General features: G+C 72.8%; 23 protein-coding genes. 9 read left to right on the top strand and 14 right to left on the bottom strand.

Features of this window, described 5'->3' with window-relative positions:
• Window positions 1-231 precede the first annotated feature (231 nt).
• On the top strand, window positions 232-1,152 hold the full coding sequence (locus tag ACH4RG_RS12970) for a Gfo/Idh/MocA family protein (protein ID WP_398539490.1): 921 nt from the start codon (window positions 232-234) through the stop codon (window positions 1,150-1,152).
• Window positions 1,153-1,347: 195 nt separating this feature from the next.
• Here the strand turns inward: ACH4RG_RS12970 and ACH4RG_RS12965 are convergent, their stop codons facing one another.
• Window positions 1,348-2,766: a PLP-dependent aminotransferase family protein gene (locus ACH4RG_RS12965; RefSeq protein ID WP_398539489.1), complete on the bottom strand. Its 1,419-nt coding sequence runs from the start codon at window positions 2,764-2,766 to the stop codon at window positions 1,348-1,350.
• A gap of 47 nt (window positions 2,767-2,813) precedes the next feature.
• Between ACH4RG_RS12965 and ACH4RG_RS12960 the strand changes: the two genes are divergently transcribed.
• On the top strand, window positions 2,814-3,332 hold the full coding sequence (locus ACH4RG_RS12960; protein ID WP_397916480.1) for a carboxymuconolactone decarboxylase family protein: 519 nt from the start codon (window positions 2,814-2,816) through the stop codon (window positions 3,330-3,332).
• Window positions 3,333-3,417: 85 nt separating this feature from the next.
• On the opposite strand, the gene ACH4RG_RS12955 is transcribed toward ACH4RG_RS12960, so the two are convergent.
• A complete protein-coding gene (locus ACH4RG_RS12955; protein WP_397916479.1) occupies window positions 3,418-3,777 on the bottom strand; it encodes an ArsC/Spx/MgsR family protein in 360 nt (119 codons plus the stop codon).
• A gap of 120 nt (window positions 3,778-3,897) precedes the next feature.
• Here ACH4RG_RS12955 and ACH4RG_RS12950 point away from each other — a divergent pair, with 120 nt between their 5' ends.
• From ACH4RG_RS12950 to ACH4RG_RS12935, 4 genes are all read left to right on the top strand, one after another.
• Window positions 3,898-4,203 carry a hypothetical protein gene (locus ACH4RG_RS12950; RefSeq protein ID WP_215108922.1) on the top strand — a complete coding sequence of 102 codons (306 nt, stop codon included), beginning with the start codon at window positions 3,898-3,900 and terminating at the stop codon, window positions 4,201-4,203.
• 111 nt (window positions 4,204-4,314) lie between these two features.
• Window positions 4,315-4,845, top strand: coding sequence for a M55 family metallopeptidase (locus ACH4RG_RS12945; protein WP_398539488.1), 531 nt, complete (start codon window positions 4,315-4,317; stop codon window positions 4,843-4,845).
• 60 nt (window positions 4,846-4,905) lie between these two features.
• The gene (gene cpt, locus ACH4RG_RS12940) at window positions 4,906-5,451 is read left to right on the top strand and encodes a chloramphenicol phosphotransferase CPT (protein ID WP_397930414.1); all 546 of its coding nucleotides are present in this window, start codon (window positions 4,906-4,908) and stop codon (window positions 5,449-5,451) included.
• A 40-nt stretch (window positions 5,452-5,491) separates the two neighbouring features.
• Complete coding sequence (locus tag ACH4RG_RS12935) at window positions 5,492-6,058, top strand: GNAT family N-acetyltransferase (RefSeq protein ID WP_397916477.1); 567 nt, start codon at window positions 5,492-5,494, stop codon at window positions 6,056-6,058.
• A 52-nt stretch (window positions 6,059-6,110) separates the two neighbouring features.
• On the opposite strand, the gene ACH4RG_RS12930 is transcribed toward ACH4RG_RS12935, so the two are convergent.
• On the bottom strand, window positions 6,111-6,623 hold the full coding sequence (locus ACH4RG_RS12930) for a hypothetical protein (protein WP_398539487.1): 513 nt from the start codon (window positions 6,621-6,623) through the stop codon (window positions 6,111-6,113).
• Between the two features lie 386 nt (window positions 6,624-7,009).
• Window positions 7,010-8,419 carry a type I glutamate--ammonia ligase gene (gene glnA / locus ACH4RG_RS12925; protein ID WP_397916475.1) on the bottom strand — a complete coding sequence of 470 codons (1,410 nt, stop codon included), beginning with the start codon at window positions 8,417-8,419 and terminating at the stop codon, window positions 7,010-7,012.
• A gap of 281 nt (window positions 8,420-8,700) precedes the next feature.
• Between glnA and ACH4RG_RS12920 the strand changes: the two genes are divergently transcribed.
• A complete protein-coding gene (locus tag ACH4RG_RS12920; RefSeq protein ID WP_397917213.1) occupies window positions 8,701-9,108 on the top strand; it encodes an RDD family protein in 408 nt (135 codons plus the stop codon).
• Window positions 9,109-9,194: 86 nt separating this feature from the next.
• Here ACH4RG_RS12920 and ACH4RG_RS12915 read toward each other — a convergent pair whose 3' ends face one another.
• The 4 genes from ACH4RG_RS12915 to lipB all read right to left on the bottom strand — a co-directional run bounded on the left by ACH4RG_RS12915 (window position 9,195) and on the right by lipB (window position 12,447).
• Entirely contained in the window at window positions 9,195-9,902 is a 708-nt protein-coding gene (locus ACH4RG_RS12915) for a DUF4191 domain-containing protein (protein ID WP_397930418.1), read from the bottom strand.
• A 30-nt stretch (window positions 9,903-9,932) separates the two neighbouring features.
• Window positions 9,933-10,133, bottom strand: a complete 201-nt coding sequence (locus ACH4RG_RS12910; RefSeq protein WP_397916473.1) for a hypothetical protein — start codon at window positions 10,131-10,133, stop codon at window positions 9,933-9,935.
• 271 nt (window positions 10,134-10,404) lie between these two features.
• A complete protein-coding gene (gene lipA, locus ACH4RG_RS12905) occupies window positions 10,405-11,385 on the bottom strand; it encodes a lipoyl synthase (protein ID WP_003969592.1) in 981 nt (326 codons plus the stop codon).
• A 234-nt stretch (window positions 11,386-11,619) separates the two neighbouring features.
• A complete protein-coding gene (lipB, locus tag ACH4RG_RS12900) occupies window positions 11,620-12,447 on the bottom strand; it encodes a lipoyl(octanoyl) transferase LipB (protein ID WP_397916472.1) in 828 nt (275 codons plus the stop codon).
• Window positions 12,448-12,781: 334 nt separating this feature from the next.
• On the opposite strand from lipB, the gene ACH4RG_RS12895 reads away from it, so the two are divergent.
• Window positions 12,782-14,398 carry a regulator gene (locus ACH4RG_RS12895; RefSeq protein WP_397916471.1) on the top strand — a complete coding sequence of 539 codons (1,617 nt, stop codon included), beginning with the start codon at window positions 12,782-12,784 and terminating at the stop codon, window positions 14,396-14,398.
• Window positions 14,399-14,435: 37 nt separating this feature from the next.
• On the opposite strand, the gene ACH4RG_RS12890 is transcribed toward ACH4RG_RS12895, so the two are convergent.
• Window positions 14,436-15,830 (bottom strand): FAD-dependent oxidoreductase, encoded by a 1,395-nt coding sequence (locus tag ACH4RG_RS12890; protein WP_398539486.1) that lies wholly within the window; start codon window positions 15,828-15,830, stop codon window positions 14,436-14,438.
• A gap of 320 nt (window positions 15,831-16,150) precedes the next feature.
• Window positions 16,151-17,050: a TIGR01777 family oxidoreductase gene (locus ACH4RG_RS12885; protein WP_398539485.1), complete on the bottom strand. Its 900-nt coding sequence runs from the start codon at window positions 17,048-17,050 to the stop codon at window positions 16,151-16,153.
• Window positions 17,051-17,112: 62 nt separating this feature from the next.
• On the opposite strand from ACH4RG_RS12885, the gene ACH4RG_RS12880 reads away from it, so the two are divergent.
• The gene (locus ACH4RG_RS12880; RefSeq protein WP_398539484.1) at window positions 17,113-17,640 is read left to right on the top strand and encodes a GNAT family N-acetyltransferase; all 528 of its coding nucleotides are present in this window, start codon (window positions 17,113-17,115) and stop codon (window positions 17,638-17,640) included.
• 20 nt (window positions 17,641-17,660) lie between these two features.
• Here the strand turns inward: ACH4RG_RS12880 and ACH4RG_RS12875 are convergent, their stop codons facing one another.
• From ACH4RG_RS12875 to ACH4RG_RS12860, 4 genes are all read right to left on the bottom strand, one after another.
• Window positions 17,661-18,182: a DUF4240 domain-containing protein gene (locus ACH4RG_RS12875; RefSeq protein WP_397916467.1), complete on the bottom strand. Its 522-nt coding sequence runs from the start codon at window positions 18,180-18,182 to the stop codon at window positions 17,661-17,663.
• A gap of 62 nt (window positions 18,183-18,244) precedes the next feature.
• Window positions 18,245-19,228 (bottom strand): helix-turn-helix transcriptional regulator, encoded by a 984-nt coding sequence (locus ACH4RG_RS12870; protein ID WP_397930427.1) that lies wholly within the window; start codon window positions 19,226-19,228, stop codon window positions 18,245-18,247.
• A 201-nt stretch (window positions 19,229-19,429) separates the two neighbouring features.
• On the bottom strand, window positions 19,430-22,102 hold the full coding sequence (gene aceE / locus ACH4RG_RS12865) for a pyruvate dehydrogenase (acetyl-transferring), homodimeric type (protein ID WP_397916465.1): 2,673 nt from the start codon (window positions 22,100-22,102) through the stop codon (window positions 19,430-19,432).
• Window positions 22,103-22,428: 326 nt separating this feature from the next.
• Window positions 22,429-23,052 (bottom strand): GntR family transcriptional regulator, encoded by a 624-nt coding sequence (locus tag ACH4RG_RS12860; protein WP_397916464.1) that lies wholly within the window; start codon window positions 23,050-23,052, stop codon window positions 22,429-22,431.
• Between the last annotated feature and the right edge of the window lies 1 nt (window position 23,053).

Genomic DNA, 23,053 nt, shown 5'->3' with positions numbered 1-23,053 from the left:
CGAAATCATCGCTTCATAGGCACGTCTCGGAAGTCGCACCGGAGTCCCGCGGCCGGCCCCGGAAACGTAACGGTGCGGGGCCGCTCCGCGCCACCGCATTCGGGCGCCCGGCGACACCCCGCGCGAGGAGCCGGCTCCCCCTGCCCGGGCGGGCGCGTACTCGGGCGGCGGACGCCGGGCCCCCGTCCGGGCCCCCGCACGGCCGGCCGGCGCACCCGGCACACTGGCCCCATGGACTCACCTGCCGGCACCACGAACCCTCTCCGCATCGGCCTCCTCGGCACCGGCCCCTGGGCGCACAACACCCAGGCCCCCGCGCTGGCCGCCCATCCCGGCGTCGAACTGAGCGGGGTGTGGGGCCGCAGGGCCGAGGCGGCCGACGCCCTTGCCACCGCCCACGGCACCCGCGCGTACACGGGTGAGGAGGGCATCGACGCGCTCCTGGAGACGAGCGACGCGGTGGCCTTCGCGCTGCCGCCGGACGTGCAGGCCCCGCTCGCGGTCCGCGCCGCCGAGGCGGGCTGCCACCTCCTGATGGACAAGCCGGTGGCCACGACGGTGGCGGGGGCCCGTGCGGTGGCCGGGGCGGCGGAGACGGCGGGGGTCGCCTCGGTCGTCTTCTGCACGCTCCGGTTCGCGCCCGAGACCTCCGCGTGGATCGCCGAACAGGCCGCGCTGGGAGGCTGGTTCACGGCTCGCGCCCAGTGGCTGGGATCGCTCTACGCGGCGGGTTCGACCAGCGCGTACGCGGACTCCCTGTGGCGGCGCGAGAAGGGCGGCCTGTGGGACGTCGGCCCGCACGCGCTCTCCGTGCTGATCCCGGTCCTGGGCGACGTGGAGCACCTCACTGCCGCCCGGGGGCCGGCCGACACCACACACCTGATCCTGCGCCACACCTCCGGCGCGTCCAGCACGGTGACCCTCGGGCTCAGCGCACCGCCCGGCGCGGCGGGCGTCGAGATCGAGTTCCGGGGCGAGCGGGGCACCGCGTCGGTCCCCGGCTGGGACGGTGCGGAAACCGCCTTTCGGGGAGCGGTGGACGCGCTGGCCGAAGCGGTACGCACGAGGGTGCCGCACGCCTGCGACGCGCGCTTCGGCCTCCACCTCACGGAGCTGCTGGTGGCGGCGGAGACGCAGGCACAGGCAGGCTGACCGGCAGGGGCGCGGGGCGCGAGGCGAGGAGCGCGGGGCGAGGGGCGCGGGGCGAGGAGCGCGGGGCGCGGCCGTGCGGCACCCCGCGGCGGGGCCTCCCGGGACTGCCGGGCCTCCACGACATCCGGGCCGCGGGGCCTTCCGGGGCCTCCAGCGGCTCCGGCCGTGCGGCACCCCGCGGCCCGCGCCACCGGCTCACCCCGGCGGCAGCGCCCGGCACAGGGCCTCCAACGCCTCCGGGTAGGCGGATTCGGCGGGCGTCGCGTACCCGACGACGAGTCCGTCCCGGGAGCCCTCCGCCCGCTCGACCTGCCCCGCGCCCGGATGCGCGTAGTCGGCGAGGCCTTCGACCGCCAGCCCCTGCCAGACCGCGGCCCGGACCGCCGAACGCTCGGTGCCGGGCGGCAGTTCCACCAGCGCGTGCAGGCCGGCGGCGATCCCGGTGACCCGGACGTGCGGGGCCCGCCGCTCCAGGGCCGCCACCAACTGGTCCCGGCGGCGGCGGTGGCGCTGCCGCATCCGCCGGACCTGCCGGTCGTACGCGCCCGACTCGACGAAGTCCGCGAGCGTCAGCTGCTCGGTGGCGCTGGAGAACTGCTCCCGCTCGCCCTTCGCAGCGACGACGGGGCCGACGAGCCGCTGGGGCAGCACCATCCACCCGATCCGCAGGGTGGGGGAGAGACTCTTGCTCACCGACCCGACCAACGCCACATGCTCGGGATCGAGCCCTTGGACAGCGCCCACGGGCTGCCGGTCGTAGCGGAACTCCCCGTCGTAGTCGTCCTCCACGACGAGCCCGCCGGTGGCCCGGGCCCAGTCGACGACGGCCGCCCGCCGCGTGGGGTGCAGTGGTCCGCCGGTGGGGAACTGGTGGGCGGGCGTGAGGAGTACGGCACGGTCGTGGCGGGTGAGCCCGTCGACCCGGGCGCCGTCCGCGTCCACGCCAAGCGGCCGGGTGCCGACCCCGTGGGAGGCGAGCAGCGCACGGTGGAAGGGCAGGCCGTACTCCTCCGCCGCCCACGGACCACCCACCACCTCCGCCAGCAGCCGCAGCCCGTGCGCGGCCCCCGAGCACAGCACGATCCGCTCCGGCGCCGCCCGCACCCCCCGCACCCGGGCCAGATAGCCGGCGAGGGCCCGCCGCAACTCGGGCCGCCCGTGCGGATCACCGGGCCCGAACGCGTCGTCGGGGGCGGCGGCGAGAGCCCGCCGCGCCGAGGCCAGCCAGGCGGTGCGCGGGAAGACCGAGGGATCCGGCTGGCCCTGGACCAGGTCATGGACCGGGCGGGCGGCGCGCTCGGGGGTGCGCGGCCGGTGCACGGGGGTGACCGGGGCGGCCCGCTCGGCGACGCGCGTGCCCGAGCCTTGCCGGGCGGCCAGCCACCCCTCCGCGACCAGCTCGGCGTACGCGTCGGCGACGGTGTTGCGGGCGAGGCCGAGATCGGCGGCGAGGGAACGGTAGGGCGGCAGCCGGGTACCGGGGGCGAGCCGCCCGCTGCGCACGGCCTCGCGCAGCGCCGCCATCAGCAGGGCCCGGCGGTTGCCCGTGCCGGAGAGTTCCAGCGGCAGATCGCTGCCCAGGATCTCCGCGGAATTGACCCATGAATCCGTCATGGAAATGCACCCCACACCCAGTCGCCCGTCGCCCTAGATTCGTACCCATGACGACGACGGAGATCAAGACGAACGACCGCACCGCCACCCCGGCCACCACCGTCCGGAGCAACGACGCCACCGGCAGGCTCGACTTCGCGAAGAGCGCCCCGAAGGTCTTCCGGGCCGTGATCGGCCTGGACGCGGCGGCCCGCGCGGGCCTGGACCCGACCCTGGTCGAACTGGTCCAGATCCGCGCCTCGCACCTGAACCGCTGCGCGTACTGCCTGCACATGCACACCACGGACGCGCGGAAGGCGGGCGAGAGCGAGGAGCGCCTGCACATGGTCGCGGTGTGGCACGAGGCGGACCACTTCTTCACCGAGCGGGAACAGGCAGCCCTGGCCCTGACGGACGCGGTCACCCGGATCGGGGACGACGGCGTCCCGGACGAGGTCTACGACCGCGCGGCGGCCCACTTCGACGAGGAGGAGCTGGCCCACCTGCTGGCCCTGATCCTCACGATCAACACCTGGAACCGCATAGCCCTGTCCACCGCCAAGCGTGCGGGCACGGACGAACGCTGAGGGCCCCCGCCGGGGGCCGCCCCGGGCGGCCGGGCCCGGATCGGCGCCGGGCGCCGAGGTCACTTCCAGCGGAGCACGGGGACCGCTACCGCCCCAACGCGTCCCGCACCGCTTCCTCGCTCCGCGCCACCACGGCCGTGCCGTCCTCGGCGGTGATGATCGGCCGCTGGATCAGCTTCGGGTGCTCCGACAGCGCGACGATCCACCGCTCCCGCGAACCGGCCTCCCGCGGCCACTCCTTCAGCCCCAGCTCCTTCGCCGCCGCCTCCTGCGTCCGCGTGATGTCCCACGGCTCCAGACCGAGCCGCTCCAGCACGATCCGGATCTCCTCGGGCGAGGGCACGTCCTCCAGGTACCGGCGGACGGTGTAGTCGGCCCCTTCGGCGTCCAGCAGAGTCACCGCGCTGCGGCACTTGGAACAGGCGGGATTGATCCAGATCTCCATGGGGCCAAGGGTACGCGAGGGACTACCGAAAACGCCTCTGGCCAGGGGCGATTGTCAGTGGGGGGCAGTAAAATGGAGGGAGTTCGTGAGGGTTCCACCACGCTGCCAGGAGGATGCCGAATGGCTGTTGCCACAGTCACGACCGAGCCGCTCGACCGACAGCTCCCGATGCCCTTCCACCCGCCGCTTCCCGCCCCGCCGACGAAGAAGCGACTGCCCGCGGGCCGCCCCCGCGAGTGGTACGTCTCCCACAACCGCCGCCTGAAGGCCATGCGCCTGGCCATCGCCCTGCTCGACAGCGGGGTCTACCAGCCCTCCAGCGCCGGCAACCACCGGATACGGGTCACCGCCGAGCGCCTGGGCATCCACCCGCCGTCCGACACCACCTGCCGCATGGTCCGCGCCCTGATCCGCTACGGCCGCTGACCGGAGCGGATCAGCCCGGCCCGTCGATCGCCCTGTGTCCCCGGCCTGCTTGTCCGGCCGGGGGCACAGGCCTGCCCCCCCACCACCCGCCCCCGGTAGGCTCCCGAACCCATGAAGGGACTCATCTCGGTCGACATGGAAGGCATCTCGGGGATCGTCCACTCCTCCGAGACGAACCCCGAGCGCTACGACTACCAGCGCGGCCGGGAGTTGATGACGGCAGAAGCGAACGCGGTGATCGCGGGCGTCCTGGACGCCGAACCCACGGCCGAGGTACTGGTCGCCGACGCGCACGGGACCTTCCGCAACCTCCTGCCGGAACGGCTCGACCGCCGGGCCCGCCTGGTCCGGGGCAAGCCGCGCGCGCTGAACATGCTCGCCGGGCTCGACGAGGGGACCGACGCGGCGCTGTTCGTCGGCTACCACGTCCGCGCGGCCATCGAGCCCCTGACGCTCGCCCCCGCCCCGCTGGACGTGGAGGTCGACCTCGCGAGCCCCCACGCCATCGATCTGGCGACCCTCGTGCCGGGCGTCTCACGCGCCGGGGGCGCTCGTACGGTCACCTTCACGTCCCCCGACTGCGCGACGGCGTACCGGCTGGTCCTGCTCCTCGCGCAACTGGCCACGATCAAGCCCGCGTGACCGACCCGCGTCGCCCGAAAACGCGTCGAACACCGCCCCGGTTCCCTCTACTGTGACTGGGTGACAACCCAGGTGATCGTGCTGAACGGCGGGTCCAGCTCCGGCAAGTCCGGCATCGTCCGCTGCCTCCAGGCGGAGCTGCCGGACCCCTGGCTCGCCGCCGCGATCGACACGTTCGTGGACTCGCTGCCCGCGTCGCTGCGCACGACGGAGGCGGGCATCGCGTTCGCCCCGGACGGCGGTGTGGCCGTCGGCGAGCAGTTCCGCAGGCTGGAGGCGGCCTGGCGCGAGGGCGTCGCCGCGATGGCCCGGGCGGGCGCGAGGGTCATCGTCGACGACGTGTTCCTCGGCGGCCCGGCCTCCCAGGAGCCGTGGCGCAAGGCGCTCACGGGCCTGGACGTCCTCTGGGTGGGCGTCCGGTGCGAGAGCAGCGTCGCCGGGGCCCGCGAGATCGCCCGGGGCGACCGCCCGAGGGGCATGGCCGCAGCGCAGGCGGAGAAGGTGCACCGAGGGGTGTCGTACGACGTGGAGGTGGACACGACACATACGGAGTCCCTGGCCTGCGCACGGGCCATCGCGGCCCACGTAGCCCGACCGACCGACTGACCGACCTGCCCCTGCACCTCACCTACCTGGCTGGAGCGAGATGACCGACCTGTGGACCGGCGAGAGGGTACGCCTGCGGGGCATCGAACCCCAGGACTGGGAGGGCTTCCGGGCCCTGGCCCTGCACACCGTGGACGCCCGCAACGCCGATGTGGTCGAGCCACCCCGCTCGGACGAGAGCTTCCGCGCCTGGGCCACCGAGCGCGCCGGCCGCACCCCGAACCCGGCCGCGTACCAACTGGTCATCGAGACCCGCTTCGAGCACGCCTTCGTCGGCGCGGTCTCGGTCGGCGAGACGGACGCCCGGGCAGGCCGCTTCCGTACGGGCATCGAGGTCACCAGGGAACACCGCCGCCAGGGTTATGCGGCCGAGGCCTCCGAACTGGTCCTCACCTACATGTTCGCCGAACAGCGCTCCCACAAGTGCGAGGTCGAGGTCTACGCCTTCAACGACGCCTCCCTGGCCCTCTACCGCAAACTCGGCTTCGTGGAGGAGGGCCGCCTGCGCCAGCACGAGTTCTTCGCCGGCGCGTACCACGACGTGGTCCTGCTGGGCATCACGGCGGACGAGTACTGGGCGGGACGGGCACGGCCTTCGTTGCGGTGAGGCGGTGCCGCCGGCGGCGTAGGCCCGTCCAGGGACGACCGTACGGGGAGCTTCAGTCGGCCCACTGCTCGGCGGTGCTGCGCGGGTCCTCCGCCAGGATCGCCGCCGCGAACCGCAGGGCCTGGTCCTCGGCGGGCTCGGTCCACGTGACGGGCAGTTCGTAACTGAATCGGCTGGGGTGGTCGCCGGGCCGTCGCTCCTGCGTGAACTGGCCCTCGACGCCGCAGGGCTCCTCGCGCGAGGCTTGCACCCGCTCCAGGACACATCCCCATCCCTCGAACCAGCCACTGTCCACCAGCGTCCTCCCCAGTAGTCGGGCGACGGTGTCCATCGGCTCCTCCCACGGCAAGTCGGCTGCTGCGCGGGCCAGTTCGGCGCCGTACTGGGCGGCGTCGAAGTGGAGGTCGTCCGGAAGCGCGGCGTGGATGCTGCTGGTGTTCTTCCAGGACGACCAGAGCACCCGGTCGCCCGCACGCCGGATATCGACGAAGAGCGCTCCGCAGCACCCCGGACAGCAGTCGGGTTCGCCCACGATGACGAGCCCGGAATCCTGCGTCGGCGTCAACGGCCACTTCTCCGCCGGGCCGTCCCACTCCTGGCGGCAGTTTCCCAGTCCGGCGGGGTAGAACTCCTTCAGAAGGTCCCGTCGACGAATGGACGTACCTCGACCCAGGTGTCCGCCCCCGCGGGCGGGAGGACGTGGCGCAGGCTGAGGGTGTTGATCGGCTGCTCCGGCATGCCCTCATGATCGATCACGGAGGCCTTCCCGACCACCGAATAGACGCTGCCGGCCGCGCCGTCCGGCCGCCGAGGACGAGGGCGACGACGGTGCGGTGCCCGTCGCGGTGCGACGGAAGGAGAAAAGGCCGTCGGCCCTACCCCCGGAGGGATACGGCCGACGGCCCACAGACGGCCCAGGTGCGAGGAGAACCCCTCTGACCTGCGGCGGTCCTAGAGGTCGAAGTACAGCTCGAACTCGTGCGGGTGCGGCCGCAGCTGGATCGGGGCGATCTCGTGGGTGCGCTTGTAGTCGATCCACGTCTCGATCAGGTCCGACGTGAAGACGCCGCCCGCCTGGAGGTACTCGTTGTCCGCCTCCAGGGCTTCAAGCACGGCCGGGAGGGACGTCGGGACCTGCTGGACGTTGGCGTGCTCCTCGGGAGCCAGCTCGTAGAGGTCCTTGTCGATCGGCTCGGCCGGCTCGATCTTGTTCTTCACGCCGTCCAGGCCCGCCATCAGCAGGGCCGAGAACGCGAGGTACGGGTTCGAGGACGGGTCCGGGGCGCGGAACTCGACGCGCTTGGCCTTCGGGTTCGAGCCGGTGATCGGGATGCGCATCGCGGCGGAGCGGTTGCGCTGCGAGTACACCATGTTGACCGGGGCCTCGAAGCCGGGGACCAGGCGGTGGTAGGAGTTCACCGTCGGGTTGGTGAAGGCCAGCAGCGACGGGGCGTGCTTCAGGATGCCGCCGATGTAGTAGCGGGCCATGTCCGAGAGGCCGGCGTAACCCTGCTCGTCGTAGAAGAGGGGAACGCCGCCCTGCCACAGCGACTGGTGCACGTGCATGCCCGAGCCGTTGTCGCCGAAGATCGGCTTCGGCATGAACGTCGCGGTCTTGCCGTTGCGCCAGGCGACGTTCTTCACGATGTACTTGAAGAGCATCAGGTCGTCGGCCGCGGCGAGCAGCGTGTTGAACTTGTAGTTGATCTCGGCCTGGCCGGCCGTGCCGACCTCGTGGTGCTGGCGCTCGACCTGGAGGCCGTTCTTGTCCAGCTCCAGGGAGATCTCGGCACGCAGGTCGGCGAAGTGGTCGACCGGCGGGGTCGGGAAGTAGCCGCCCTTGTAGCGGACCTTGTAGCCGCGGTTGTTCTCCTCCGACCCGGTGTTCCAGGCGCCGGCCTCGGAGTCGATGTGGTAGAAGCTCTCGTTCGCCGACGTCTGGAAGCGGACGTTGTCGAAGACGTAGAACTCGGCCTCCGGGCCGAAGTACGCGGTGTCGGCGAAGCCGGTCGAGGTGAGGTACGCCTCGGCCTTCTTGGCGATGTTGCGCGGGTCACGGCTGTACTGCTCGCCCGTGATCGGGTCGTGGATGAAGAAGTTGATGTTGACGGTCTTGTCGCGGCGGAAGGGGTCCACCCGAGCCGTCGACAGGTCCGCGCGCAGCGCCATGTCCGACTCGTGGATGGCCTGGAAGCCGCGGATCGACGAACCGTCGAAGGCCAGTTCCTCGGCCGGGTCGAAGGTCGCTGCCGGGATCGTGAAGTGCTGCATCACCCCGGGCAGGTCGCAGAACCGGACATCGATGAACTTGACGTCGTTGTCCGCTACGTACTTCTGCACTTCGTCGGCGTTCTGGAACATCCAACTCCTCCTACTCCCGGCCCGGGAGGGACGGGGTTGTAGCTCGTGGTGCGGCCAGTGCGGTGGCGCACGCTGGACCCGACCATAGGCAGGCGTGATTTCTCAAGCGTGACCCATTTGTTTCGCCCAAGTTAACCGGGGCGGTGGCGGGAGGCATCTCCGCGACTGTTTCCGGTGCCCCACCCGGCCGGGGGCAAACACGGGCGCAGTACCGTGGACGGGTGGACAACAGGCAAGCAATCGGATCGTGGCTCTCGGGGCCCCGCGCGGCCGCCGAGGAGATGGGCGCCGACTTCGGCTACCGCGGCAAGGGACTCGGGCTGCCCGAGGAGGGGCCCGGCTCGGTCGCTCCGCTCGGGCGCCGCTTCGGGGCCCTCTTCATCGACTGGTCGCTCTGCATGGTGATCGCATACGGGCTGCTCGCTCGCGGTGACCAGCAGGCGGCGGGGAACTGGGCGCTCGGGGTCTTCCTCGTGATGAGCCTGCTGACCGTCGGCACCATCGGCTGCACGCCCGGGAAGCGTCTCCTGGGCGTCCGGGTGGTCGCCGACGACGGCGGGCGGCTCGGGTTCGTGCGGGTCGTCGTGCGGACCGTCCTGCTCCTGCTCGTCATCCCCGCGCTGGTCTGGGACCGCGACGGGCGCGGACTGCACGACCGGCTGTCGCATGCCGTGCAGGTCCGGATGTGACACCCCCGGTACGGACATCGGAAACGGGGCGGCCCCGGGACCGTTCACCGGTCCGGGGCCGCCCCGTTTCACGTCTGTCGCCGTAGTCAGCGCATCTTCCCGCCGCGCGGCATCCGCATGCCCTTGGGCATCGGGCCCTTCGGCAGCGGCATGTTGCTCATCAGGTCGCCCATCGCGCGCAGCCGGTCGTTGGTGGAGGTCACCTGCGGGCCGGTCAGGACGCGGGGGAGCTTCAGCATCTTGGTGCGGACCTTCTTCAGCGGCACCTGGCCCTCGCCGTTGCCGACGATGATGTCGTGCACCGGCACGTCCACCACGATGCGGGCCATCTTCTTCTTCTCGGCCGCCAGCAGGCTCTTCACCCGGTTGGGGTTGCCCTCGGCCACCAGGACGATGCCGGCCTTGCCGACCGCCCGGTGGACGACGTCCTGGCTGCGGTTCATCGCCACTGCGGGCGTGGTGGTCCAGCCGCGCCCGATCCGGTCCAGGACGGCGGCCGCCGCTCCGGGCTGGCCCTCCATCTGTCCGAAGGCCGCCCGCTCGGCGCGCCGGCCGAAGATGATCGCCATCGCGAGGACGGCCAGGACGAAGCCCAGGATGCCCAGATAGACCGGGTGTCCGATCGCGAAGCCGATGCCGAGGAGGACACCGAACGTGACGATTCCGACACCCGCGACGACAAGACCGATCTTGCTGTCGGTCCGCCTGGTCATCTTGTAGGTCAGGGCGATCTGCTTGAGCCGCCCTGCGTTCTCGGCGCTGTCCGCGCCTTCAGTTTTTGCCTTCCTCGCCATGTACTGAAGTTTACGTGGCGTGGGAGCGACCTAGGAACGCTGGTCGGCCACGGCTTCCAGCACGTGCTGGACCTCCACCCGGTCCCTGGCGCGGCGGCGGTCCTCCAGGACGGCCGTCCAGGCGTTGCGGCGGGCGGTGCGCTGGCCGCTGCTCAGCAGCAGCGACTCGACGGCCCGCAGGGCGGTGGTGACGGACGGAAGGGCGTGGGCGCGGACCGGTGCGGCCTGCATCGTGGTGTTCCCCCTCGGAACGGATGCGCCTCGGCGGCGCGGATGAGTGTGATGAAGCGGTGACGGCGGCGGCCGCTGGAGTCGCTGCCGTATGTGTACCCAGGGTCACTGGTTGGTGTTACCAGTGCATGACCGGGTGGTCAAACACCAATGAAGCCTTGATTCCGGCGCCGCGCACGCCGAAGCGGTCCGTACGCGTCCCCGACCTGCGGGGAGCGTCCGGACCGCTTCGACGGTGCGGTTACTGCTCGGTATCGGCTCGTGAGCGGATTCACACGGCCTGTGCGGCCTGAGCGCTTCCGGCGGCGGCGACGCCGCGCGCCTCCATCGCCTGCTGGAAGAGACGTCCCGCCCGGTACGAGGACCGCACCAGCGGGCCCGACATCACGCCGGAGTAGCCGATCGCGTCGGCCTCGTCCTTCAGCTCGACGAACTCGTGCGGCTTCACCCAGCGCTCGACCGGGTGGTGCCGTACGGAGGGGCGCAGGTACTGCGTAATCGTGATGAGCTCGCAACCTGCGTCGTACAGGTCCTGGAGCGCCTCGCTGACTTCCTCACGGGTCTCGCCCATGCCGAGGATCAGGTTCGACTTGGTGATCAGACCGGCCTCGCGGGCCCGGGTGATGACCTCCAGGGAGCGCTCGTAGCGGAAGCCGGGGCGGATCCGCTTGAAGATCCGCGGCACCGTCTCCACGTTGTGCGCGAGCACCTCGGGGCGTGAGGAGAAGACCTCGGCGAGCTGCTCGGGCTCGGCGTTGAAGTCGGGGATCAGCAGCTCGACCTTGGTCGCGCCCGCCTCCCGCTCCGCGGTGAGCGTGTGGATCTGGCGGACGGTCTCGGCGTACAGCCAGGCTCCGCCGTCCTCCAGGTCGTCGCGGGCGACGCCGGTGATGGTGGCGTAGTTCAGGTCCATCGTGACGACCGACTCGCCGACGCGGCGCGGCTCGTCACGGTCCAGCGCCTGCGGCTTGCCCGTGTCGATCTGGCAGAAGTCGCAGCGCCGGGTGCACTGGTCGCCGCCGATGAGGAAGGTGGCCTCGCGGTCCTCCCAGCACTCGAAGATGTTGGGACAGCCCGCCTCCTGGCAGACCGTGTGCAGCCCTTCGCCCTTCACCAGCTGCTGCAGCTGCTTGTACTCGGGGCCCATCTTCGCCCGCGTTTTGATCCACTCGGGCTTGCGCTCGATGGGGGTCTGGCTGTTCCGGACCTCCAGGCGCAGCATCTTGCGCCCGTCGGGTGCGACAGCGGACACTCCGGCTCCCCTTTGCTCTCTGCTGCGTTGGATTCGCGTCGGGTTCGCGTGGGATGCGCGAGCGTTGCGCGAGGGAATCACTTGGGATTCTTTGGCGAACACCAGGGTACGCCCGTACATCAAACGGCCTTACGCCTGCCCAACCTGCGGCCGACGGGGACTATTCCCCGGCCGGTGGCGGCGGTCGGGGCTACTGGTCGGTACGGCCGGTGGGGCCGGCCCGGCCCGGGGCCCCTAGGCGGGGGCCGGAGCCGCAGCCGGGGACGCGGCTTCCGGCCGCTCGACCGCGCGCGGCGCGAGCTCCGCGTTCTCCAGGATGTCCCGCAGGTGCTTCTCGGCGACCGGCAGCACCTCCTCGATGGTGATCTCCCGGCCCAGCTCGTTCGAGAGGGACGTGACACCCGCGTCGCGGATGCCGCACGGCACGATCCGGTCGAACCAGGTGTTGTCCGGGTTCACGTTGAGCGCGAAGCCGTGCATCGTGACGCCCTTGGCGACCCGGATCCCGATCGCGGCCAGCTTGCGGTCCTCGCGGCGCTGCCCGGCGTTGGACGGGGCGTACTCGGGGCCGTTCAGCCGCGGGTCGAACTCCTCGTCCTGGAGCCGAGGGTCGAAGTCCAGTGAGAGGCCGCCCAGCGCCTGGCGCTGCTCGACCGGGTCGCCGAGCACCCAGACGCCGCTGCGGCCCTCGACCCGGGAGGTCTCCACGCCGAAGTCGGCGGCCGTACGGATCAGCGCGTCCTCCAGCCGACGGACGTGCGCGACGACGTCGACCGGGCGCGGCAGCTTCTGGATCGGGTAGCCGACGAGCTGCCCGGGGCCGTGCCACGTGATCTTCCCGCCGCGGTCCACGTCGATGACCGGAGTGCCGTCCAGCGGACGCTCGCTCTCCGCCGTGCGACGCCCCGCGGTGTAGACGGGCGGGTGTTCCAGGAGCAGACAGGTGTCCGGCACCCGGTCCTCGAACCGGTCCGCGTGCACCTCGCGCTGCTTCTGCCAAGCCTCCGTGTACTCGACGGCCTGTTCGCCGAAGCCCAGCCGGACGAACCGCAGTTCGCTCACCGATGCCTCCCTACGTGGGTCCCGCGTGCCCGGAGGGGTGTCCCCGGGGTGACGGAACCCTGCACTGATCGCGCCCGCATCCACTGTACGACCGTCGCCCGAACAGCCCCCCGGCAGGTGCGGGGGCAGGTGCGCGGCCCGGCCCCGGGCCGGCCGCGGCCCTGGCCCGGACCGTCCACGGGGCGGACGTTTCCGTCAGCTCCGCCCGGAATCCTCACACGATCGGATGAACGTGGAGCAAAGGGTGGCTGTGACCGCTCCGGTGGCCGCTAAATTCGCGCCGTTCCCATGAGGGCTGCCCGTCCGGCCCCGAAGGCAGGAGACCGTACAGCTGATGTCGGAACGACCCCCGCAGCGCACGCCCAACCGCAGACTCGCCTCACTCATCGCGGAAGCCGGCTTCTCGCACGCCGGCCTGGCCCGCCGGGTCGATCAGCTCGGACTCGAACACGGCCTCGACCTGCGGTACGACAAAACCTCGGTCACTCGCTGGCTGCGGGGGCAGCAGCCGCGCGGTACCACGCCCGCGCTGATCGCCGAGGTGTTCACCCGGCGGCTCGGGCGGCGGCTCTCCGCGCAGGACCTCGGGCTCGACGCCTGCGCGCCCGTCTACGCGGGGCTGGAGTTCGCGGCCACCCCCGCCGAGGCGGTCGACATCGTCAGCGGTCTCTGGCGCAAGGACTCCGGCACCCACGTCGAGCTGCGCAAGATCGCCTTCACCCCGGCCGGACTCGTCGTTCCCAGCCGTGACTGGCTGATCGGCCGGCCCGACGAATGGGTGGCCCGGGACGGAGCCTCCGCCCGCCGGGCCGGGGGAGAAGCCGCGGCCCCCTCGCCCGGCCGCCCGGACGGGGCGCCGCGCGCCGAAGGGCGGGTGCTCCCGCGCCCGGCCGCCGGGCCGGGGCGGCCCACGCCCCCGGGCCCGTCCGCCACGCACGCGTCCGTTACGCATCCGCCCTCCACACATCCGCCCGCCGCCGGGGCGCCGCCCGCCGCCGGGGCGCTGCCCATGGTCCCGCGCCAGCGCCAGACGGACCGCGGCCCCGGCCAGCGGGTCGGCGGCGGGGACGTCGCCGCGCTGCGCTCGGTCGGCGAGCTGTTCCGCACCCTCGACCACGCCTACGGCGGCGGCCACGCCCGGCAGGCCCTCGTGCGGTATCTGGAGCACGAGGCCGAGCCGATGCTCCGGGGCACGTACGGCGAGGCCACCGGGCGGCGGCTGTTCGCCGCGGTGGCCGACCTGACCCGGCTGGCCGGCTGGACCTCGTACGACATCGCCGCCCACGGCCTGGCCCAGCGGTACTTCGTCCAGGCGCTGCGGCTCGCCCAGGCCGCCGGCGACCGTGCGTACGGCGCCTACGTCCTGATCACGATGAGCCGCCAGGCGGTCTACCTCGGGCACGGCAGGGAGGCCGTCCAGCTCGCCCGCGTGGCCCAGCAGGGCGTCGGCTCGGCCGCCCCGCTCCTCGTCCAGGCGCTGCTGCACGCGGTCGAGGCGCGCGGCCACGGCGTGCTCGGCGAGGCGCGCTCCTGCACCGCCGCCCTGACCCGGGCCGAACACGCCCTGGAGACGGCACGTCCCGGCGACGAGGTGCCGCACTGGGCCCGCACCTTCGACGAGGCGCAGCTCGCCGACGAGCTGGGCCACTGCCACCGCGACCTCCAGCAGTACCGGGCCGCCGCCCAGCACGCCGAGCGGTCGCTCCAGCTGCGCGCACCGGCGTACGCCCGGAGCAGGCTGTTCTGCCGGGTGGTCCTCGCCTCGGCCCGGCTGGGCCTGGGGGAGCTGGACCAGGCCTGCCTGCTGGGCGCGGAGGCGGCCCAGCAGGCGGCCGAGATGCGCTCGGTGCGCGCCACCGAGTACGTACGCGCCTTCGAGCGCAGCCTGGAGCCCTACCGGGACGCGGTCGCCGTACGCGGCTACCGCGACCGGGTCGCCGCCCTCGGCTGACCCGGTCGGGGCGTGGCCAGGGGTGCGGCCGGGCGCGTCACGCGGCCTCCGGCAGGCGCGGGCTCCCCTCGTGCGCGCCCGGGGCCGCCAGGTCGGTCAGGATCGCCTCGGCCGCCCGCCGCCCCGAGTGCAGCGCGCCCTGGACCGTACTCGTGTCGCGGTGGTCGCCGCACACGTACAGCCCGGCCAGCACCCGCACCGGGCGGCGCGGGTCGTGCGGGGCCTCCATCGCGGGCACCGCCTCCGGGTCGTGATGGGCCGCCAGCAGCTCCCAGCCGTCCGTCGGCACCCCGTACAGCGCCGCCAGGTGCGTCCGCACCGAGCGGTCCAGGTCCGGCGGCGGGGCCCCGAGCACCGTGGAGGTGATCAGCGTCCGGCCCTCCGGCGCCCGTGAGGGGTCGACCTCGCTCATCACCGCGGTGTACGCCACCGGGCCCGACCGGTCGCCGTCCAGCACCAGCGACCTGCCCGTCGGCGGCGGGGCGGGCGCGGTGTGGTGAAGGACCGTCACCGGACGGAACGACGGCACCCGGAGACCGGGCAGCAGCTCGGCCGCGGCCCCCGCGCCGGTCGCCAGCAGCAGGGAGCGACACCCCAGTTCACCGTGTTCCTTGGTGCGTACGGAGGTGATGTCGGCGGCCGTGACGTGCACCCCGGTGCGGACGGTGCCCGGCGGCAGCGCGGCCGCCAGCAGCTCCGGCAGCGCGGACGACCCGCCCGCCGGTACGCACAGGCCGCCGCGTGCGTAGTCCCGCAGGGTGAGATCGGAGCGCCGGCTCGACGTGGTGAGGGCGGGGTCGCTGAGCAGGGCCGTGAGCAGGGGGCGCAGGACGCCGTCCACCGTACGGGCGGGCAGGCCCACGCCGGGCAGGGCGCCCCCGGTGGTCCGCTCCGGGCGGGCCAGGAGCCGGGTCTCCGGGGTGGCCGCCAGCCGGGACAGCGCCGCGCCCAGCCGGGCCCGGTCGATCGCACCGGTCACCACGGCGCCCCGGCCGCCCCCGCGCGCCGGGGCGCCGTGCTCGTGCCCGTACGCGCTCTGCGCCGCCCAGGGCGCGCGGGAAGTCCGGGCGACTCGGGGGGCGCTCGAACGGGTGCGTACTGCCTTGAGTGCGCCCCTCGCGCTCCGTATGTCGCCGGTGAGCTGGCGGCGGCCCTCGCTGTGGACCAGGACGCCCGGCGCGAACTCCCGCAGCTCCAAAGCGCCGAGCCCCGGGGTACCGGTCAGCTCCGGCCAGGACGTGCAGAGGAGCGGGCCGAGCCGGTCGAGCCGGAACCCGTCCCTCTCGTCGGTGGTGAGCCGGCCGCCCACCCGCGGCTCGGCCTCCAGGACACTGACGCCGAGCCCTGCCCGGACGAGCAGGTGGGCCGCTGACAGGCCGGCGATTCCGGCCCCGATGATGACCACGTCTGCGTGGTGTGCCGTGCTGCGCACGTGCCCCTCCCCGAGTCGGTGCGACTGGTGGGGGGCTCTTGCCCCCAACAGGCCCCCGGAATGCCGGAGTTGGCATCGAAGCTAGGAGGATGGCTGATACTCGGTCAGACGCGCGTGCCGGGGAGCACGGGGGCACGGGGTCGCACACGCGCCCCCGGCGCGACCGGTCGGCCTCGCGAGAAGACCGTGAGCGCCACCGGTCGGCCCCGTGAGAAACCACGAGCGCGTGCGGTGGCCCCCGCGAGAAACCGCTACCGCGGCCGGTCGGCCCCGCGAGACACGGCGCATGACCGCGAGGGACCGGTGGACGCGCGGCCGGATCAGCGCAGCGCGGCGCGGATCGCCCCGTCGATGCCGGGGAAGGCGAACGAGAAGCCGGAGTCCAGCAGCTTCGCCGGGATCACCCGCTGGCTGCCCAGCACGTCCTCCGCGAACTCACCGAGTGCGAGCCGCAACGCGGGCGCCGGCGCGGTGAACAGCGTCGGGCGGCGCAGCACCCGCCCCATCGCGGCGGTCACCTCGGCGTTGGTGACGGGCTTCGGCCCGGTCAGGTTCACCGGGCCGGTCAGCGCCTGGGTGTCCAGGATGTGGCGCAGCGCCGCGACATGGTCGTGCAGCGCGATGAAGCTCCAGTACTGGCGGCCGTTGCCCAGCTTCCCACCCAGCCCCGCCCTGAACAGCGGGAACAGCCGCCCCCAGGCTCCGCCCTCGCGGCCGACGACCAGCCCGGTCCGCGCGTGCACCGTGCGGACGCCCGCTTCCTCGGCGGCGGCGGTGGCCGCCTCCCACTCCTCGCAGACCGAGGGCAGGAACCCGTCCCCGGGCGGCGCGCCCTCGTCCACGGGGCGGTCCCCGGTGTCGCCGTAGAAGCCGATGGCGGACCCGGCGAGCAGCACGCGGGGCGGGGTGTCGAGCGAGGCGACGGCCTCGGCGACGGCAGCGGTCCCCAGCACCCGGCTGTCCCGGATCTCCCGCTTGTAGGCGTCGGTCCAGCGGTGGTCGCCCACCCCGGCCCCGGCCAGGTGCACGACGGCGTCGCAGCCGACGAGGCCGGCCACGTCCACGTAACTCCGCTTGGGGTCCCACTCGACCTCGTCGCCGGTTCTGGCGGGGCGGCGCACCAGTCGGGCCACCTCGCGCCCGTCGGCGCGCAGCGAGCGCACCAGCGCCGCTCCGATGAGTCCGGACGATCCGCTGACGGCGATACGGGAGCTCGGCATGGGCCCATCCTGCCCCATGAATTGCCTCGAACACCGGGGGCACCGCGTGACAAAGTGACCCCATGGCCGCACTCACCCTCCGCCCCGTCCGCACCGCCGCGCCCGCCGACGACGACCAGCTCGCCGAGCTCGACCGGTCCACCTGGTCGACGCTGCACGCGGTCCTGCCCCGGCCGGCGCCCCCGTACGACCCCTTCTTCGGGGAGCGTTGTCCGCCGGAGGACTTCCTGGTGGTGGAGGCGGACGCGGAGACGGCGGGCGGCGCACCCCGTGTCGCCGGGTACATACGTCTCGTCCCGCCCACCCCGCTCGCCGCCAACGCCCATGTCCGCCAGATCCGGGGCCTCGCCGTGGCGACCTGGGCGCGCGGGGCCGGCGTGGGGCGGACCCTGCTGCGGGCCGCGTTCGCCGAGGCCCGCCGCCAGGACGCCAACCGGATCACGCTGCGGGTGCTCGCGCACAACGGCCCCGCCCGCGCCCTGTACGTCTCCGAGGGCTTCGCCGTCGAAGGGGTGCTGCCCGGGGAGTTCTTCCTGAACGGACGTTACGTCGACGACGTCTGCATGGGGCGCTCGCTCGGCCCCGCCTGAGCGCCGGAGGCGGACGGGAGCTACCGGGACCCGAAGCGGTCCCACAGCTCGGGGAAGCGGGCGGCGAGCGCCTCCTCGTCCTCGAAGTCGACCGGGGAGCCCAGCGGCTCCGCGGCCTGCGGCGGCAGCCCCAGATCCGGCGCGACCACACCGGTGAGCTGCTCGTACGCCTCGTCGGCCGCGTAGCCCAGCTCCTCGCCGTCCCCGTCGATCTGCTCGTCGAAGTCGTCCAGCAGCTCCGCCAGGCCGTCCGGATCGTGCAGCGCCCCCTCGAAGACCTCCCGGCCCTGGCCGATCAGCCAGCAGCGGAAGTAGTCGAACGCGTCGTCGCTCGCCCCGCCCAGCAGCACGGCCGCCGCGCCCCACAGATCCCAGTGGTAGGCGCGGTTGTAGCGGGCCTCGAAGTGCCGGGCGAAGTCCAGCACGGAATCGGGATCGAGCTGCACCAGCCGTTCCACCAGCAGGTCGGCGTGGTCCTCGGGGTCGCCCTCGGCGGCCTCGCGGGTGCTGTCGATGATCTCCCAGAATTCCGTTTCGTCCATCACGGGTCCAGCATCCAGCCTGCCGGGGCCTCCCGCACGCGCAGACACCGAATTGAAGCCTTTCAGCGATACATCTCGCGCAGGCGTTCGGCGGCGTCCGCGAACCGGATCCGCAGCGAATCGGGCGCCAGGACCTCCAACTCGGGCCCCAGAGCCAGCAGCTGGCCGTAGGCCACGTCCAGCGATTCCACCGGCAGCGTGAGGGTGCGCAGGCCGTCCGGACCCGGCTCGGAGGCCTCCGCGAGCGCGGTGGCGGCCGCCGCCCGGTCACCGGTGTACGCCAGCATCCGCGCCCCGCGCTCGGACACCCGTACGGTCACCTCGGTACGCAGCAGGGACCGGGCGAACCCGGCGGCCCGGTCCTCCCAGAACCCGGGCAGGTCGAAGGTCTCGTCCCGGTCGAAGCGTTCGTCGGCGGTCTCCACGGCGGTGAAGCGGTCGATCCGGTAGACCCGGAAGTCCTCGCCCGCCCGGGCACAGAGGTACCAGACCCCGGCCTTGAGGACGAGACCGTACGGAGCCAGCTCCCGCGCCACCTCCGTCCCCTCCTGCTCGCGGCCCCCGCCCCGGCGGTAGCGGGTCCGCAGCAGCCGGTCGTCCCAGACCGCGTCGGCGATGACGGGCAGCAGTTCGGGGGTCTCCGGCTCGTGGTACCAGGAGGGCGCGTCCAGGTGGAAGCGCCGGGTGGCGGATGAGGAGGCGTCGCGGAGGGAGGGCAGCAGCGCCGCCGACACCTTGAGGCGGGCGGCCGACGCCGCGTCCTCCAGCCCCATCTCGCGCAGCGCGGCGGGCAGCCCGGAGAGGAACAGCGCCTCCGCCTCGTTCCGGGCGAGGCCGGTCAGCCGGGTGCGGTAGCCGCCGACGAGCCGGTAGCCGCCGGCCCGGCCGCGCTCCGCGTACACCGGGACCCCCGCGTCGGAGAGCGCCTGCGCGTCCCGGGTGACCGTACGCTCCGACACCTCCAGCTCGGCCGCCAGCTCGGCGGCGGTCATCGCGGGGCGGGCCTGCAGGAGCAGCACCATCTTGATCAGCCGGGCAGCACGCATGGGCCCATTGTGGCGGCACCGGCACGGTGGACCGCGCCGGAACCCCGGTCGCACGTCCGAGCACGCCGGAACCACCGCCCGCCACCCGCCCGGCGCCTACGCCGGAACCCCCGGCCGCCGGGCGGGCGCGTTGTCGGACGCGCGCGCTCCGGTGACCGGGGGCTTCGGCTTCGTACAGGAGTGGTCCGTACGGGAGCGGGCTCAGAGCCCGTAGCGCTCCCGGGCCTCCTTGATCGCGGAGGCCGGGACCTCGCCGCGCCTGGCGAGCTGGGCCAGCGAGGCCACCACGATCGACTGGGCGTCGACGCCGAAGTGGCGGCGGGCCGCGGCGCGGGTGTCGGAGAGGCCGAAGCCGTCCGTGCCGAGCGAGGACCAGTCCTGCTCCACCCACTGGCTGATCTGGTCCGGGACCTGGCGCATCCAGTCGCTGACCGCGAGCACCGGGCCCGGCGCGCCGGAGAGCGCCTGCGTCACGTACGGGACCCGCTGCTCACCGCGGAGCAGCGCCTCGTCGGCCTCCAGCGCGTCGCGGCGCAGCTCGCCCCACGAGGTGGCGGACCAGACGTCGGCCGTGACACCCCAGTCGGCGGCCAGCAGCTCCTGGGCCTCCAGGGCCCAGTGGATCGCCGTACCGGAGGAGAGCAGCTGGATACGCGGCGAGTCCGCCTTCGCGGGCGTGCCCTCCTTGAAGCGGTACAGGCCCTTGACGATGCCCTCCTCGACGCCCTCGGGCATCGCGGGCTGGGGCTTCGGCTCGTTGTAGACCGTGAGGTAGTAGAAGACGTCCTCGGCCTCGGGGCCGTACATCCGGCGCAGGCCGTCCTTGACGATCACCGCGATCTCGTAGGCGAACGCCGGGTCGTAGTTGAGCGAGGCCGGGTTGGTGGCCGCGATCAGGTGCGAGTGGCCGTCCGCGTGCTGGAGGCCCTCACCCGTCAGGGTCGTGCGGCCCGCCGTCGCGCCGACGATGAAGCCCTTGCCGAGCTGGTCGGCGAGCTGCCACATCTGGTCGCCGGTCCGCTGCCAGCCGAACATCGAGTAGAAGATGTAGAACGGGATCATCGTCTCGCCGTGCGTCGCGTACGACGTGGCGGCGGCGATGAAGTCGGCCATGGACCCGGCCTCGGTGATCCCCTCGTTGAGGATCTGGCCGTCCTTGGCCTCCTTGTAGTACATCAGCTGGTCGCGGTCGACCGGGTCGTACGTCTGGCCCAGCGGCGAGTAGATGCCGGCGGACGGGAAGAGGGACTCCATACCGAAGGTACGGGCCTCGTCCGGGACGATCGGCACCCAGCGCTTGCCGGTCTCCTTGTCCCGCATCAGGTCCTTCACCAGGCGGACGAACGCCATGGTGGTGGCCATCTCCTGCTTGCCGGACCCCTTGTACAGGGCCTTGAACGCGCGCTCCTCGGGCTGCGGAAGCGGCGCGGAAGCGTGCATCCGGCGGGCCGGGGCCGGGCCGCCGAGGGCGGCACGGCGCTCCTGGAGGTAGCGGACCTCGGGGGAGTCGGCGCCGGGGTGGCCGTAGGGGACGAGACCGTCCTCGAAGGCGCTGTCGGAAATCGGGAGGCCGAGCAGCTCGCGCATGCCCTTGAACTCGTCGATCGACAGCTTCTTCATCTGGTGGTTGGCGTTCTTGGACTCGAAGCCCTTGCCGAGCGTGTAGCCCTTGACCGTCTGGGCCAGGATCACGGTCGGCGCGCCCTTGTGCTCGACGGCCGCGCGGTAGGCCGCGTACACCTTGCGGGCCTCGTGGCCGCCGCGCGAGGTGTAGAAACACTCGCCGATCTTCGCGTCCGTGAGCAGCTTCGCCAGCTCGGCGAGCGCGGGCTCGGCGCCGAAGAAGTGCTCGCGGATGTAGGCGACGTCGCGGGTGGCGTACGTCTGGAACTGCGCGTCCGGGACCTCGCGCAGGCGGCGCAGCAGCGCGCCCGTGGTGTCCAGCTGGAACAGCTCGTCCCAGGCGTTGCCCCAGAGCGTCTTGACGACGTTCCAGCCGGCCCCGCGGAACTGCGCCTCCAGCTCCTGGACCACGCGGAAGTTGGCGCGGACCGGGCCGTCGAGGCGCTGCAGGTTGCAGTTGATGACGAACGTCAGGTTGTCGAGCTGCTCACGGGAGGCCAGCGCGAGGGCCGCGGTCGACTCGGGCTCGTCCATCTCGCCGTCGCCCAGGAAGGCCCAGACGTGGGAGTTGGCCGTGTCCTTGATGTTGCGGTTGGTCAGATAGCGGTTGAAGCGCGCCTGGTAGATGGCCGAGAGCGGGCCGAGACCCATCGACACGGTGGGGAACTCCCACAGCCAGGGCAGCCGCCGCGGGTGCGGGTAGGACGGCAGACCGTCGCCGCCCGTCTCCTGGCGGAAGTTGTCCAGCTGCTGCTCACTGAGCCGGCCGTCGAGGAAGGCGCGGGCGTAGATGCCGGGGGAGGCGTGGCCCTGGATGTAGAGCTGGTCGCCGGAGCCGTCCCCCTCCTTGCCGCGGAAGAAGTGGTTGAAGCCGGTCTCGTAGAGCCAGGCGGCCGAGGCGAAGGTGGCGATGTGGCCGCCGACCCCGTACCGGGCGCCCCGGGTCACCATCGCGGCCGCGTTCCAGCGGTTCCACGCGGTGATCCTCGACTCCATCTCCAGGTCGCCGTCGAACGCGGGCTCGGCGGCGGTCGGGATGGTGTTGACGTAATCGGTCTCCAGCAGCTTGGGCAGCGCGAGACCGGCGCCCTCGGCGTGCTGCAGCGAGCGGCGCATCAGGTACGCGGCACGGTGCGGGCCGGCGGCCTGGGTGACGGCGTCCAGGGAGGCCGCCCACTCGGCGGTCTCCTCGGGGTCACGGTCCGGGAGCTGGTCGAGCTCGCTCGGAAGCTTTCCTACGGGGTCGGTCATGATCGCCGCCTTCCGGAGAGGAGGGGGGTGGAGAAGGCCCTGGCTGGCAGGACAGGGCGATGGGGCCGGTGGGCCCGCGGATGAACTGTAAGGCGCTGATCGATGATCGATCAAAGGATTGAAGGCAAAACTTCTCGATACGAAGAAAAGTGGCATGGGGTGCCTCGAAAGGGGGCACGGAGTGACGCGAAATAGCGTGCAAATAGGGCACTGACCTGCACGAAAGAGCAGACCGCGCGCCAGATGATCGAAGCCTCGCAGAAGTGGTCAGGCACGGCCACCGCGACAGCTCGCAGGCACCGGAACCGCTCGCAGGCGCCGGACGCTCAGGCGCGGGGCGCGCAGCCCAGCACGTGCGCCTTCACCAGGGCGCCGATCGCCGGGTCCTCGGCGAGGAACGCGTCGATGAGCGCCTGGTGCTCCTCCGCGTACGACTTCTGGACCGTGCCCAGCCAGCGGATCGACAGGGCGGTGAACACCTCGATGCCCAGCCCCTCCCACGTGTGCAGCAGCACCGCGTTCCCGGCCGCCCGCACCATCTCCCGGTGGAAACCGACCGTGTGCCGCACCTGCGCCTCGCCGTCGGCCAGCCGGTCCGCCTCGTACAGCGCGGCCACGTGCGGGGCCAGCGCCGAGCAGTCCCGGCCGAGCCGCGGGGCCGCCAGCTCCGCCGCGATCTGCTCCAGGCCGGCCCGGACCGGGTAGCTCTCCTCCAGATCGGACGCGGTGAGGTTGCGGACCCGTACGCCCTTGTTGGGGGCCGACTCGATCAGCCGCAGCGTCTCCAGCTCGCGCAGCGCCTCGCGCACGGGCGTCTGGCTGACTTCAAGCTCGGTGGCGATGCGGCGCTCCACGATCCGCTCACCCGGCTTCCAGCGCCCGCTGACGATCCCCTCCACGATGTGCTCGCGGATCTGTTCGCGCAGCGAGTGGACGACGGGCGGGGTCATG

The sequence above is a fragment of the Streptomyces sp. NPDC021019 genome, from assembly GCF_044333295.1.
Lineage (GTDB): Bacteria > Actinomycetota > Actinomycetes > Streptomycetales > Streptomycetaceae > Streptomyces.
This window is presented reverse-complemented; position numbering and strand designations above follow the sequence as displayed.

Excerpts from the sequence above, each read along its gene's own strand:
- ACH4RG_RS12945 (WP_398539488.1), top strand. The coding sequence starts at position 4,315 with ATGAAGGGACTCATCTCGGTCGACATGGAAGGCATCTCGGGGATCGTC.
- ACH4RG_RS12895 (WP_397916471.1), top strand. The coding sequence starts at position 12,782 with ATGTCGGAACGACCCCCGCAGCGCACGCCCAACCGCAGACTCGCCTCA.
- ACH4RG_RS12870 (WP_397930427.1), bottom strand. The coding sequence starts at position 19,228 with ATGCGTGCTGCCCGGCTGATCAAGATGGTGCTGCTCCTGCAGGCCCGC.
- ACH4RG_RS12965 (WP_398539489.1), bottom strand. The coding sequence starts at position 2,766 with ATGACGGATTCATGGGTCAATTCCGCGGAGATCCTGGGCAGCGATCTG.
- ACH4RG_RS12885 (WP_398539485.1), bottom strand. The coding sequence starts at position 17,050 with ATGCCGAGCTCCCGTATCGCCGTCAGCGGATCGTCCGGACTCATCGGA.
- ACH4RG_RS12955 (WP_397916479.1), bottom strand. The coding sequence starts at position 3,777 with ATGGAGATCTGGATCAATCCCGCCTGTTCCAAGTGCCGCAGCGCGGTG.
- ACH4RG_RS12915 (WP_397930418.1), bottom strand. The coding sequence starts at position 9,902 with ATGGCGAGGAAGGCAAAAACTGAAGGCGCGGACAGCGCCGAGAACGCA.
- ACH4RG_RS12960 (WP_397916480.1), top strand. The coding sequence starts at position 2,814 with ATGACGACGACGGAGATCAAGACGAACGACCGCACCGCCACCCCGGCC.
- ACH4RG_RS12950 (WP_215108922.1), top strand. The coding sequence starts at position 3,898 with ATGGCTGTTGCCACAGTCACGACCGAGCCGCTCGACCGACAGCTCCCG.
- ACH4RG_RS12875 (WP_397916467.1), bottom strand. The coding sequence starts at position 18,182 with ATGGACGAAACGGAATTCTGGGAGATCATCGACAGCACCCGCGAGGCC.
- ACH4RG_RS12880 (WP_398539484.1), top strand. The coding sequence starts at position 17,113 with ATGGCCGCACTCACCCTCCGCCCCGTCCGCACCGCCGCGCCCGCCGAC.
- ACH4RG_RS12920 (WP_397917213.1), top strand. The coding sequence starts at position 8,701 with ATGGGCGCCGACTTCGGCTACCGCGGCAAGGGACTCGGGCTGCCCGAG.
- glnA (WP_397916475.1), bottom strand. The coding sequence starts at position 8,419 with ATGTTCCAGAACGCCGACGAAGTGCAGAAGTACGTAGCGGACAACGAC.
- aceE (WP_397916465.1), bottom strand. The coding sequence starts at position 22,102 with ATGACCGACCCCGTAGGAAAGCTTCCGAGCGAGCTCGACCAGCTCCCG.
- ACH4RG_RS12935 (WP_397916477.1), top strand. The coding sequence starts at position 5,492 with ATGACCGACCTGTGGACCGGCGAGAGGGTACGCCTGCGGGGCATCGAA.
- ACH4RG_RS12910 (WP_397916473.1), bottom strand. The coding sequence starts at position 10,133 with ATGCAGGCCGCACCGGTCCGCGCCCACGCCCTTCCGTCCGTCACCACC.
- ACH4RG_RS12970 (WP_398539490.1), top strand. The coding sequence starts at position 232 with ATGGACTCACCTGCCGGCACCACGAACCCTCTCCGCATCGGCCTCCTC.
- ACH4RG_RS12860 (WP_397916464.1), bottom strand. The coding sequence starts at position 23,052 with ATGACCCCGCCCGTCGTCCACTCGCTGCGCGAACAGATCCGCGAGCAC.